This is a genomic window from Bradyrhizobium sp. SPXBL-02 (genome assembly GCF_051853065.1).
In the GTDB taxonomy this organism is placed as follows: domain Bacteria; phylum Pseudomonadota; class Alphaproteobacteria; order Rhizobiales; family Xanthobacteraceae; genus Bradyrhizobium.
This window is the reverse complement of the sequence record NZ_CP182474.1, coordinates 3998107-4011354: the sequence shown is the minus strand read 5'-3', so window position 1 is coordinate 4011354 and position 13248 is coordinate 3998107. Positions and strand designations below refer to the sequence as shown.

Annotated in this window: 10 protein-coding genes; 7 read left to right on the top strand and 3 right to left on the bottom strand. The window is 62.6% G+C overall.

The features are described 5' to 3' along the window. Positions 1–348: 348 nt before the first annotated feature. The 6 genes from ACNJYD_RS18635 (at position 349) to ACNJYD_RS18610 (ending at position 7616) form a co-directional block, all read left to right on the top strand. On the top strand, positions 349–1149 hold the full coding sequence (locus ACNJYD_RS18635; protein ID WP_172783706.1) for an outer membrane protein: 801 nt from the start codon (positions 349–351) through the stop codon (positions 1147–1149). Positions 1150–1398: 249 nt separating this feature from the next. Next, positions 1399–2094: an outer membrane protein gene (locus tag ACNJYD_RS18630; protein ID WP_172783705.1), complete on the top strand. Its 696-nt coding sequence runs from the start codon at positions 1399–1401 to the stop codon at positions 2092–2094. Positions 2095–2319: 225 nt separating this feature from the next. After that, complete coding sequence (locus ACNJYD_RS18625; protein ID WP_439367363.1) at positions 2320–3072, top strand: outer membrane protein; 753 nt, start codon at positions 2320–2322, stop codon at positions 3070–3072. 271 nt (positions 3073–3343) lie between these two features. Next, the gene (gene uvrA, locus ACNJYD_RS18620) at positions 3344–6325 is read left to right on the top strand and encodes an excinuclease ABC subunit UvrA (protein WP_439367362.1); all 2982 of its coding nucleotides are present in this window, start codon (positions 3344–3346) and stop codon (positions 6323–6325) included. A gap of 49 nt (positions 6326–6374) precedes the next feature. Then, positions 6375–6938, top strand: coding sequence for a DinB family protein (locus ACNJYD_RS18615; RefSeq protein ID WP_439367360.1), 564 nt, complete (start codon positions 6375–6377; stop codon positions 6936–6938). Positions 6939–6974: 36 nt separating this feature from the next. Continuing rightward, complete coding sequence (locus tag ACNJYD_RS18610) at positions 6975–7616, top strand: HAD-IA family hydrolase (protein WP_439367488.1); 642 nt, start codon at positions 6975–6977, stop codon at positions 7614–7616. 111 nt (positions 7617–7727) lie between these two features. On the opposite strand, the gene ACNJYD_RS18605 is transcribed toward ACNJYD_RS18610, so the two are convergent. The 3 genes from ACNJYD_RS18605 to ACNJYD_RS18595 all read right to left on the bottom strand — a co-directional run bounded on the left by ACNJYD_RS18605 (position 7728) and on the right by ACNJYD_RS18595 (position 10916). After that, positions 7728–8681: a cytochrome D1 domain-containing protein gene (locus tag ACNJYD_RS18605; protein ID WP_439367359.1), complete on the bottom strand. Its 954-nt coding sequence runs from the start codon at positions 8679–8681 to the stop codon at positions 7728–7730. A 2-nt stretch (positions 8682–8683) separates the two neighbouring features. Continuing rightward, positions 8684–9247, bottom strand: a complete 564-nt coding sequence (locus ACNJYD_RS18600; RefSeq protein WP_212257156.1) for an SRPBCC family protein — start codon at positions 9245–9247, stop codon at positions 8684–8686. Positions 9248–10118: 871 nt separating this feature from the next. After that, positions 10119–10916, bottom strand: a complete 798-nt coding sequence (locus ACNJYD_RS18595; protein WP_212257157.1) for an AAA family ATPase — start codon at positions 10914–10916, stop codon at positions 10119–10121. Positions 10917–11174: 258 nt separating this feature from the next. Here ACNJYD_RS18595 and ACNJYD_RS18590 point away from each other — a divergent pair, with 258 nt between their 5' ends. Then, positions 11175–13238, top strand: coding sequence for a DUF1217 domain-containing protein (locus ACNJYD_RS18590; RefSeq protein WP_439367358.1), 2064 nt, complete (start codon positions 11175–11177; stop codon positions 13236–13238). Positions 13239–13248: the final 10 nt, after the last annotated feature.

Below are 13248 nucleotides of genomic sequence, written 5' to 3'. Positions count from 1 at the left end.
CTTGCGGGCACCGCTCAGCCTGCCACCCCCAGGGTTATCCCCACATATAGCATCGCGCTCAGATCTGTTCCAGATTTGTTCTTTATAGCGGTAGAGCAAACATTCGGCCGGCCGCCAACGAAAAGAGCAGCACTCCGATGGAACTTTTTTGGGTTCCCGTGAACGACGAAAACCGCTTAACATTCATCAAGTTGTTCCACCTCAGTTGAGCCGCGAGTGTGGCATTCCGGAGACGGACTCTGCCCTTTCCTTAGGCTACCTTTGCCTCGGAATTGGTTCATATGGGCGTCGCGCCTGATCAGCCGCTTCGGGGACTTTCGTGAAGCGGACGTAACTGGGGAGACTGCAATGAATAAGGTTCTATTTGGCGCAATCAGTGTACTGGCATTGGGGCTGTCGGCTCCGGCAGGCGCGGCAGATCTTGCCGCGCGGCCCTACACCAAGGCTCCCGCTCCGGCGGTCGCTGCGATTTACGACTGGAGCGGCTTCTACATCGGCATCAACGGCGGCGGCGGCACGAGCCACAAGTGCTGGGACTTCCTCGACACCACCGGCGTCGTCACCGGCGTTCCCGGTACCTTCGTCGGTGAAGGATGCCACAACGCGACCGGTGGCACGGTCGGTGGCCAGATCGGCTATCGCTGGCAGTCGGCCAGTTGGGTGTTCGGCGTCGAAGGCCAGGGTAACTGGGCTGACTTCTCGGGCGACAACGTCAGCACGGTCTTCCCTGGAAGCGCTTTGGTCACCGGTGACCGCAACCGCTCGCGCATCGATGCTTTCGGCCTGATCACCGGCCAGGTCGGTTACGCCTGGAACAACGTCTTGTTCTACGTCAAGGGCGGCGGCGCCGTGGTCGGGGACAAGTACGACGTTTATGCCGCGGCCGGCACGCCGGGCGCCGGCACGCTGCTGGCGTCGGCTCGCGAGACCCGCTGGGGCGGCACCGTTGGCGCCGGCCTGGAATTCGGATTTGCTCCGAACTGGACGCTCGGCGTCGAGTACAACCACATCTTCCTCGGCGACCGCACAATCGGTTTCACGACGCCTGCGGGCGCCGTGTTCGGGAGCGATCGCATCAGCCAGGATGTCGATATCGGCCTGGTCCGGTTGAATTATCGCTTCGGCGGCCCGCTGATCGCGAGGTACTGATATCCCTCTGATTTTGTGAGTGAATGCAAGGGCCGGCCCGCTGCGCCGGCCCTTCTTTTTTGCTTTTTTGCGGCACGATGCCTGGACGTAAATGAGTCAGCAACCATCACCTTTTCGACTGTTGTGGCTTTTCGGAGACACAACTTGCGGCTTTGGTGGTGTAAAGACGGCGTCAGTTGGGCCGTTGAGTCCGATGCCCTTCCGCGACGGAAGGCAACAACAGAAACTGGGACTGGGATTAAGTTGAAAATGAAAAAGGTTTTGTTGGCTTCGGCCTGTGTGTTCGCTCTTGCGGCCCCCGCTTCGGCTGCTGATCTGGCAGCCCGCCCCTACACCAAGGCTCCGGTGGCTGTGGCCTCGGTCTACAACTGGACCGGCTTCTACCTCGGTATCGTCGGCGGCGGCGCTTGGGAGAACGGTTCCGGCGACCCGCGGATGAAGGGTGGCTTCGTCGGCGGCACCGGCGGCTATAACTGGCAGACCGGCAACGTCGTGTTCGGCGTGGAAGCCGACGGCTCGTGGGCTGATGTCAATGCTTCGGTGACCACCCCTGTTCTCTTTGGCGGCGCTATCGTTCCCGTGACCACGAGCTCGCGCATTGATGCGCTCGGCACTGTGCGCGGCCGTATCGGTTGGGCCGTCAACAACGTGCTGTTCTACGCTACGGGCGGCTACGCCTGGATCGACAACAAGATCACCGTCAGCTCGCCCTTCGCAAGCGTCTCGGACAGCAAGTGGCATTCCGGTTGGACGGTCGGCGCTGGCGTCGAGGCATTCTTCGCGCCGCAGTGGTCGGTCAAGGGCGAGTATCTCTATCGCAGCCTGGGCGGCGAGACCTACTTCTCGGGTATCGGCGCTCCGGTGAACACCGGCACGCTCAACCTTCACACCGTGCAGGTCGGCGTGAACTATCACTTCGGTGGCCCGGTCGTCGCGAAGTACTAAGCTTCGTCTCTGACGCACCCGCGTTACGAAAGGCCGGCCTCGCGCCGGCCTTTTTGTATTTGTTGCGGCCGCCCCGTTCGTTCGCGTTTTAGGACGGATGTGGCGGCCGGGTGACACAACTTTTGGCTTCAATGGTGTAAAGCAATGACGTTACTTGAGTCATGAGGTCCGCTGCTCTTCCGCTCTCCGGAAGACCGGAATGAGAAACGGAAGTGGGGAATGGATATGAAGAAGCTTTTGCTGGCTTCGGCCAGTTTGTTCGCACTCAGCGCGTTGGCACCGGCCTCGGCGGCCGATTTGGCGGCCCGCCCCTACGCCAAGGCTCCGGTGGCGCCGATCGCGGTGTACAACTGGAGCGGTTTCTACCTCGGCATCAACGGCGGCGGTGCATCGAGCCGCAATTGCTGGGATCTCAATGCCGTGCTCGGTGTGGCAATCCCGGTCGTGTCCGAAGGCTGTCACAACGCGACCGGCGGTCTCGTCGGCGGCCAGGTCGGTTATCGTTGGCAGTCGGCTAACTGGGTGTTCGGCCTTGAAGCCCAAGGCGACTGGGCCAACCTGAAGGGATCGAACGCGAGCCCGCTCGCCGCTTTCGCACCCGTGGTCAATCAGACCAGAATCGATGCCCTCGGCCTGTTCACCGGCCAGGTCGGCTACGCCTGGAATAACGTGCTCTGGTACGTGAGGGGTGGCGCCGCGGTCACGCACGCCAAGTATGACGGCCTTCTCGGCGGCGTGGTCTTCGATAGCGCGAGCGAGACGCGCTGGGGCGGCGCAGTCGGCACCGGCATCGAATTCGGTTTCGCACCGAACTGGTCCGTTGCGATCGAATACGACCACTTGTTCATGGGCGGCCGCAACGTCAATTTCACGGTGCTTGGCATCAACGACCGGACCGACCGCATCAAGCAGGATGTCGACATGGGCACCGTTCGCCTCAACTACACCTTCGGCGGCCCGGTCGTCGCGAAGTACTGATCTTCCAAGTCACATCGTCACGAAAGGCCGGCCTCGCGCCGGCCTTTTGCTTTGGGCGGGCTGTTCCGACAGGGGTTCCGCAGCGCTCCTGCTGCCAGATGCCGCCAGGGCGCCAACAATCCGTTGACGATTCGCAAGTCCCACTGGAAATCCGCCGCCGTTCTTCCTACGTTCGCTGCCATACCCATCGGCGCCGATCCCGGTTCCGGGCGAAGCGCGCCTTTTGCATTGGCGCGATCGCGCGTCTTTGGATTCCTCGAGGACCTCTGGGATGGACGAAGTGATCAGGGCGAAGCGCCAACAACAGAACGCGGGCTCGAGCCTGCGCGCAATTACGATCCGCGGCGCGCGCGAGCACAACCTCAAGAATATCGACGTCGAGATTCCCCGCGACAAGCTGGTGGTGTTCACCGGCCTATCCGGCTCCGGCAAATCCTCGCTCGCCTTCGACACCATCTATGCCGAGGGCCAGCGCCGCTACGTCGAATCGCTGTCGGCCTATGCCCGCCAGTTCCTGGAGATGATGCAGAAGCCCGACGTCGACCAGATCGACGGCCTGTCACCGGCGATCTCGATCGAGCAGAAGACGACGTCGAAGAACCCGCGTTCCACCGTCGGCACCGTCACCGAGATCTACGACTACATGCGCCTGCTCTGGGCGCGCGTCGGCGTGCCCTATTCGCCGGCCACGGGCCTGCCGATCGAGAGCCAGACCGTCTCGCAGATGGTCGACCGCGTGCTGGCGCTCCCCGAGGGCACCCGCCTCTATCTGCTCGCCCCCGTCGTGCGCGGCCGCAAGGGCGAGTACCGGAAAGAGCTCGCCGAATGGCTCAAGAAGGGCTTCCAGCGCGTCAAGATCGACGGCACCTTCTATGAGCTGGCGGAAGCCCCGAGCCTCGACAAGAAGTTCCCGCACGACATCGACGTCGTGGTCGACCGCATCGTGGTGCGCGCCGATATCGGCCAACGCCTCGCCGAGAGTTTCGAGACCGCGTTGAAGCTCGCCGAAGGCCTCGCCGTCGTCGAGTTCGCCGATGCGCCCGCGGCGGCTGCCCCTGCGGAGGAGAAGAAGAAGACCGCAAAGATCCACGACAAGAGCGGCCCCGAGCGCATCCTGTTCTCGGAAAAATTCGCCTGCCCGGTCTCCGGCTTCACCATCCCCGAGATCGAGCCGCGCCTGTTCTCCTTCAACAATCCCTACGGCGCCTGCCCCGCCTGCGGCGGCCTCGGCGTCGAGCAGCATGTCGACGAGGACCTCGTCATCCCCGAGAAGGATCTGACGCTGCGCAAGGGCGCGATCGCGCCCTGGGCCAAATCGTCATCGCCCTATTACGTGCAGACGCTGACCGCGCTCGGCAAGCACTACAAGTTCACACTCGACACCAAGTGGAAGGACCTGCCGAAGAAGACGCAAAACGCGATCCTCTACGGCTCGGGCGAGGACGAGATCAAGTTCTCCTACGAGGACGGGGTGCGCTCCTACGACACCAAGAAGCCGTTCGAGGGCGTCATCACCAACATCAACCGCCGCTACCGCGAGACCGAGAGCGAGTGGGCGCGCGAGGAGCTCGCGAAATATTTCCACGACGTGCCCTGCGAGGGCTGCAAGGGTTTTCGGCTCAAGCCTGAGGCGCTCTGCGTCAAGATCGGCGGCAAGCATATCGGCGAAATCTCGGAGCTGTCCGTGAAGGGCGCCGGCGCATGGTTCGAGACCGTGCCGGAGGCGCTGAACGCGCAGCAGAACGAGATTGCCGGCCGCATCCTCAAGGAAATCCGCGAGCGCCTCACCTTCCTGCTCGACGTCGGCCTCAATTATCTGACGCTGTCGCGCTCCTCCGGCACGCTGTCCGGCGGCGAGAGCCAGCGCATCCGCCTGGCCTCGCAGATCGGCTCGGGGCTCACGGGCGTGCTCTACGTGCTCGACGAGCCCTCGATCGGCCTGCACCAGCGCGACAACGCGCGCCTGCTCGATACGCTGAAGCGGCTGCGCGACCTCGGCAACACCGTGGTCGTGGTCGAGCATGACGAGGACGCCATTCGGCTCGCCGACTACGTGCTCGACATCGGCCCCGGCGCCGGCATGCATGGCGGCAACATCGTCGCCGAAGGCACGCCCGCCGAGATCATGCGCAACCCGAAATCGCTGACCGGCAAGTACCTCACCGGCGAGCTCGAGGTCGAGGTGCCGGAGCGGCGCCCGCCGAACCACCGCCGCACCATCAAGGTGGTGAACGCGCGCGGCAATAACCTCAAGAACGTCACGGCGGAGATTCCGCTCGGCCTGTTCACCTGCGTCACCGGCGTCTCCGGCGGCGGCAAATCGACGCTGCTGATCGATACGCTCTACCGCGCCATCGCCCGCAAGCTCAACAATGCCAGCGAGGGCGCCGCCCCGCACGATCGCATCGAGGGCCTCGAGCACATCGACAAGATCATCGACATCGACCAGTCGCCGATCGGCCGCACCCCGCGCTCGAATCCTGCGACCTACACCGGCGCCTTCACGCCGATCCGCGAATGGTTCGCCGGCCTGCCGGAAGCGAAGGCGCGCGGCTACGAGCCCGGCCGCTTCTCCTTCAACGTCAAGGGCGGCCGCTGCGAAGCCTGCCAGGGCGACGGCGTCATCAAGATCGAGATGCACTTCCTGCCCGACGTCTACGTCACCTGCGACGTCTGCAAGGGCAAGCGCTACAACCGCGAGACGCTGGAGGTGCTGTTCAAGGGCAAGAGCATCGCCGACGTGCTCGACATGACCGTCGAGGAAGCCGCCGAGTTCTTCAAGGCGGTGCCGCGCGTCCGGGAGACTTTTCAGACCTTGCACCGCGTCGGGCTCGATTACATCCATGTCGGCCAGCAGGCGACGACCCTCTCGGGCGGTGAAGCGCAACGCGTCAAGCTGGCAAAGGAATTGTCAAAACGCGCCACCGGCCGCACGCTTTACATCCTGGACGAGCCCACCACCGGCCTGCACTTCCACGACGTCAAGAAGCTCCTGGAAGTGCTGCACGAGCTGGTCGCCCAGGGCAACACCGTCGTCGTCATCGAGCACAATCTCGAAGTCATCAAGACCGCCGACTGGGTCATCGACTTGGGCCCCGAAGGCGGCGACGGCGGCGGCGAGATCGTCGCCTGGGGTCCGCCGGAAGACATCGTCAAGGCGCCACGGAGCTATACGGGGAAATTCCTGGCCCCGGTGCTGGAGAAGGCGCGAAAGCCGAAGCGGAGGCGGGCGGCGAGCGAGGCGGCGGAGTAGGTTGCGCGTCCGGAATGTGACGACGCACATGTCTGAGGGAGAATGAACTTTGCCTGCCGGACTTGTGCAAACCTTTCGCGCGTTCGCTCATAACAATGCCTGGGCAAACCATCGGCTGCTCACGGCTTGCGCTGCTCTGTCTCAGGTTGAGTTCGAGGCCGAGCGAACCGGGTTCTTTCCAAGTCTTCAGCGCACGCTAAACCACATCCATGTCATTGATCTCTTCTATGTCGATGCGCTGGAGGGCGGTTGGTTGGGCCCGGCGGCCTGGGAGAACGAGGTGCCGTACCCTTCCCTCGTCACGCTCAAGCCGGCGCAAGCCGCAGTCGACGAGCGCTTGATTGCTGTCTGCGATGCACTGACGCCCGAGAGTCTCAATACCGTTGTGAGTATCAACCGCGACACGACCGTGCAGACCGAACGCCGCGACCGGCTGCTCATGCATCTCTTCCAGCATCAAATTCATCATCGCGGACAGGCGCATGCCATGCTGTCCGAAACAAGCGTCGCACCGCCTCAGCTTGACGAGTTCTTTGCAGAGGGAGAAGCATCGCTCCGCGCCAGCGAATTCGCCGAACTTGGTTGGACCGAAAGCACTGTGTGGAAATCCTAGTTCAATAACTGGATGATCGAACGGCATCCCTTTCACGTGCCCTATTCCCTCGCCATCTTCGACCTCGACGGCACGCTCGCCGACAGCTTCCCCTGGTTCCTGCGCACCATCAACGATGTCGCCGACCGCTTCGACTTTCGCCGCGTAAAGGACGAGGATGTCGAGGAGCTGCGGCATGCATCGAGCCGCGAGATCCTCGCCCGGCTCGAAGTACCCTTGTGGAAGCTGCCGGCGATCGCGCGGCATGCGCGGCGGCTGAAGGCGGAGGCCGCTTCCGAGATCTCGCTGTTTTCGGGCGTCGAGACGATGCTGCGGACGCTGACCGAGAACGGCGTGCAATTGGCGCTGGTGACTTCCGACAGCGAGGCCAATGCCCGCGAGAAGCTTGGGCCTGCCGCGGCGTTGTTCGCGCATTTCGACTGCTCTGCATCGCTGTTCGGCAAGGCTGCGAAATTCCGCCGCGTCATCCGCCGTGCGGGTGTCGAGCCCAGCAAGGTGATTTCGATCGGCGACGAGGTTCGCGACATCGAGGCGGCGCGCGCCGTGGGAATTGCCTGCGGCGCCGTGTGCTGGGGCTATGCGGCACCGGCGGCATTGCGGGCGCTGGGGCCGGATCATGTGTTCGACCGGATGGATGAGATTGCGGATGTGTTGTGCCGGATCCGTAGGGTGGGTTAGCCTTGCGGACTGCGCGAAGCGCAGACCGCTTGGCGTAACCCACCACTTCGGTCACCGCGGACACCAAAGAGGTGGGTTACGCTGACGCTAACCCACCCTACGCGACCACACCTACTCCGTCCTGCGCAAGAACGCCCCGAACGCGCGCGGGCCGTCGCCGGTCCTGATCTCGCCGATCACCTTCAGCTCGGCCGCATCGATGATGCTTAAGGTGTTGCTCTCCCAGCAGGCGACGATGACGCGCTTGCCGTCGGCTGTTGCCGCGATGCCTTCGGGATAATCGCCGACATTGATGCGCTTGAACGGCTTGAGGCTCGCCAGATCGAACACGCTGACGGTGCCGCCATATTGGTCGCTGACGAAACCGCGCCCTGGCGTCAGCGCCACCGCATACGGGCGCATGCCGGCCGGCACGCGGCCGATCTCTCGAGCCTCTGCGATATCGATCACGGAGACATCGTCGGAGCCGACATTTGCCGTGTAAGCGCGCTTGCCCTCGGCATCGATGGTGACGCCGAACGGGCGGGTGCCGACCTTGATCACCGCCTTGCGCTGGCGCGTCGCCGTGTCCACCACGGAGACGCTGTCGTCGTCGCGGTCGGCCGAGAGCAGCAGCTTTCCGTCGGGCGTCACCGCAAGACCCGACGGCGAGGCGCCGACCGCGATGCTGGCGACAACGCTGCGCGAGGCCGTATCGATCACCCGCACCGCGGCGGCGTACCAATCGGCGACATAGACCGTCTTGCCGTCGGGCGCGACCGCAATGCCGAGCGGCCCGCCGCCGACCTCGACGCGGCCGGCGACCTGCCGCGTCGCCGCGTCGACCACCGTGACCGCCTTGGCATCCGGGCTCGTGACATAGGCAAAGCGCCCGTCCGCGCTGACGGCGATACCTGCCGGCTTGCCGCCGATCGGGATGGTCGCGACGCTGCGCGCGCCAGCGAGGTCCACGACCATCAGATCGTCGCTGAGCTGGTTGGTGACGAACGCCTCCTCGGCAGCTGCGCCGCCGAACCCGGCATGACAAAAGCTGGCGGCGAGCGCCGCCAGAACCAGCGCCCTCACGATCAGCTGCCGCTCTCGATCTTCTTCTTGAGCGCCTCGAGCCCGGCCTTGTACAGCCCGCTCACGGCCTTGATCGCGGCCTCGTCGCTCAACTCCGGCGGCGGGTCGTTGTTGGGATAGCCGCGATAGAACGCGGCGGCCCATTCCAGCTTCGCCTTGCCGTCCGGCGCGGGCGAGACCGTCAGGGTCGAGGAATAATTGGTCACCGGCAGCACCTTCACGTCCACCCTGGTGATCCGATAGGAATAGCTCTGCATGTCGGGCTCGTATTTGTAGAGCTCCTCCTCGACCGTGGCGCCGCCCGTCAAGGTGAGTTTCCGCGTCGCGCCGATCTCGTTGCCCTTCTCGCCTTCGGTCTTGGTGACCGGCTGAAGCCAGCTCATGTCCTGGAAATTGCCGATCATCGCCCACACCTTGGCCGGGGCCGCGTTGATCTCGATGGATTCCCGCACCTTCTGCCGCGTCGGCCCGTGGGCCCGGGCCGGCTCGAAAGCGGTGATCAGAGCCATTCCCGCTACCCCCAGCGCCGCCACCCCGGCGAGCGCCGCTCCGCTTCTCATCCTCATGTCGTTTCCTCGTTTCTCAACCTGCGCGACTTGGAACGCGCGCTGAATTCATCGTAGCGCATTTTTGGACCGTGGGGAGACCTGTTCGTGGCGCGGCTGTGGCAGGCGCAACGCACACCATTGATTGGGTGGCCGGACGGGCAAAACACCAGACCGGGGTCAACATGGCCACGCCGAAATAATTCGCTTTACTCGAATTCGGAATTGTCGCATGTTGGCCCCACCTCAACCCGGGCCGAGGGGCGCATCGCGATCGTCACGAACGCGGGATGGGAGGCGGTGGACGCAGGCAGCGTCGCGCGCAGGTGGTTTGCAGGGCGGGTCACTCCGTGAGCAGGCGATGCGCGCACACGACGGGCGCAGTCTGCGTACGGCAAAATCGTGTGGTCCTGGCGCCCGGGGTCTGTGCGCCAAGGTTTGCGGTGACGTTGCGGCCCGACCGGGCTCGCACCGTCAGTCATCCGCAAGGCGACGGGGGCAATAGTGCATCGCTCCCCGGGGAGAGCACGACATAAGCCGTCAACCCACTGCGCAGGGAAGGCCGGATGTTTGGCTTCACCTGTATGCCGCTGTGCAGCTTTTTCAAGCACACGCTTCGCACAGTGGACCGCGGGTGCCAGCCGGCACCCGGCCTTCCCTGCGCCCTCGGCACTTTCGAGGGTGGTGAATGCAGCAAAGCTCGGGCGGAATCTGCCGCGAGGATGCGGGCCTGTGTCCGGTATTAAGACGATTTTTAGTTCGATGCAGGCCCCTCCTCTCCGTCATTGCGAGCGTAGCGAAGCAATCCAGACTCATTACGCGGAAAGACTCTGGATTGCTTCGTCGCAAGAGCTCCTCGCAATGACGATGGAGAGAGCGCAGGCCCTTTCAACTACTCTCCCAGCGTCGCCTCCACGAACCCGCGCGGATCATCGCAAAACTCCCGCATCACCCGGTAATGATCGGTCTGCTCCACCGTAACAGGCTCAAGGCCGTACTTCCCGAGCCGCAGCAGCTGCGCATTCGGATAGGCCATCAGCAACGGCGCGTGGGTCGCCATGATCACCTGGCAACGACCGGAGAGATCCATGCGATGCAGGAGCTTGAGGAAGTCCATCTGCCGTGCCGGCGACAGCGCGGATTCCGGCTCGTCGAAGATGTAGATGCCCTGCTTCTGGCAGCGCTCCTCGAAGAAGACCAGAAAGCCCTCACCGTGGGAAAAGGAAAGATAGTCCGGCGCTTCCTGGACGCTCGCACCAAACACGCCTTCCATGGCGTGCGCAGCGTCCACCGCCGAGCGGTCCAGATAGCGCGCGATGGAAAAGAACGTCTCGGCACGAAAGAACCAGCCGTCGGTCACCTTCGGCACCCAGGCTGCCCGCAATGCAGAGGACAGTTCATCACCGCTGACCTCGATGCCGCCGCCGTCGATTTCCTGAAAACCCTTGCGGCCGCCGGTGCTGGCGAAGCCGGCCAGCCCCGCAATGCCCTCGAGAATGGTCGATTTGCCGGTCCCGTTCTCGCCGACGATGATCGTGACCGCGGCGTCGAAGCTCTGGTCGAACTCGTCCCTGAACACGGGAAGACAGAACGGATAAGCCTCCCAGTCCTCGACCCGCGTACGGTCGAGCCAGACGCGCCTGAGATAAGGCGCAGCCAACGTGGTCTGACGGCGTCGTGTCCGGCTCATTTCCCCCACCTACCTCAGCTGGAGCCGCTCGGAACATATCAGGAACACAATGCTCGCGAAAGCTGCATTTGAGAAACATGCAGAAATATGCCCGGCACGCGTTCCTCTGCTCGCACTTCGATATCTCAGGTTGTGGAGCAGAATCGCCCTTGAGGATGCGTTGCCGAGACAGTCTGCTGACATGAGGCCAGCACCCACCTCGCGCCCCCCGCAATGATTGACGGAGGTCCGGGACCGCCAAGCCGCGAGGAATGCGCGATGATATCAACGTATTTCAGCTACAACTACATTTCGCGCCATCTCAAGCAGTCCCTGACGCGGGTCGAACAGCAACCCGACGTCTCGCGAGAGGCAGCCTATTACAAAGCCAATATCGGCAAGGTGAAGACCGTCGACGATCTCATGAATGATTATCGCCTGTATCACTTTGCAATGAAGGCTTACGGCCTGGAAGACATGGCCTATGCCAAGGCGTTCATGAGAAAGGTCCTGGAGAGCGACCTCTCCGACACGAAGAGTTTTGTCAACAAGCTGGTCGATAAGCGTTACCGGGAGTTTGCCGCGGCATTCTCCTTCAACGGCAGCACAACGCCTGTTGCGCAATCGGCGGACCAGACCGACGAGATGATCGGCCTGTACACGGCGACCAAGAAGAGCCAGGTCGACGCACTTGCCGACGACACCAATTACTACAGCGCCCAAATCGGCAACATCACCAGTGCAGACCAGCTCCTGAACAACGACCGGCTTCGCAACTACGTCTATTCTGCATTCGGGATCGATCAAAGCAAGTGGCCGCGCGACACCATAAGCCAGGTCCTGCGCAGCGATCCATCCGATCCAAACAGCTACGTCAACACCACCTTCGCGTCTCAGTTGACCGGCCTGAACAGCCAGCTCGCGCAAGCCAAATCGGACGTGAGCGCCGCCAATGCAAGGATCGCCGACTACACGGCTCAACTCTCGCAACCAGGCGCTGACGTGACCCAGTTGAAGGTCCAGATCCTGGTCGAAAAATATCACCTGGAGTCGTACACGAAGAGCATTTCCAGCCTCAATGACCAGATAGGCACGATCGGCGAATTTATAGATTTGGCCGGCGCATTCGAGTTTGCGCCTGACGGGTCGCTTCCGGCGGGCGTGCCTGCGCAGACTGCTGCAAACGTCGCGCTCACGAAACAGCGGTTCGACGACAGCAAGGCCGCCATCTATTCGGCGGCAAGCCCGCTGAACGAAGCTTTCGCTATCAGGCAGTTCAGAACGGCCATCCTCACCATCGATTCGATCCAGACATTCGTATCGACACCGGCCGTGTATGATTTTGCTCTCGGCGCCGTCGGCCTCGATTCCAAGGAAGTCTCGCAGGACACCGTCAAATCCGTCCTCGAAAGCGATCTAAACGACCCCAAGAGCTTCGTGTATACCCTCAAGGACGATCGATATGTTCAGCTCGCGCGCGCCTTCAACTTCGATGCAAAGGGCAATCTGACCACGCCCCTGGTGGCCCAGGACCCGAGCGAGGTCCTCCAGATTGCGAAGGACTACGTCACCGCGATGATCAGACAGACGAGCCCTCAGGAGCAAGCTGCGGTTCGGGCCCAAGCCGCGAAAGACGCGACATCTTATCGGGAAGCCATCGCAGACATCGAGAGCGTTTCCGATTTGCTCGCAAACAGGAAAATGGTCGATTTCATTCTCGTCGCCAAGGGTCTGGAGCCAGGGAAAGTCAGCACCGAATATCTCAAGAAGATATTCAATTCCGATCTGAGCAATCCAAAGAGCTTCGCGAACACGGAGAGCGATCCGCGCTTTGCTGACATCGCGGCGTCGTTCAATTTCGACAGCAAGGGCAACGTCGCGCGCCTGCCGACGATGGGGCCTCAGAAACGAGATCAGTTTCGGGAAACCCAGGCAAACTATCTCCGGCAAAGCCTGGAACAGCAGCAAGGCGACATGAACCCCGGCGTGCGCCTGGCCCTCTATTTCCAGCGCAAGGCCGGGGAAATCACGTCCGCATACGACATCCTTGCCGACAAGGCGCTTTCGGAGGTGTTCAGGACCACGTTCAACCTGCCTGATTCGATGGCTGCGATGCCGATCGATCAGCAAGCCAAGTTCGTGGACCGCTTCATGAAGATCAAGGATCTCTCCGATCCCGCGAAGGTTGAAAAGCTGCTGGGCCGTTTCTCCGCCATGTATGACGTCAAGAACAGCCAGAGCACCGGTCAGGCTCAATCCCCCTTGCTCGACCTGTTTCAAGGATCGAGCTCAGGGATAAGCCAATCGACCTTCCTGGCCATTGCCAAGCTGCGCGCTCATTGAGCGCTCGCCG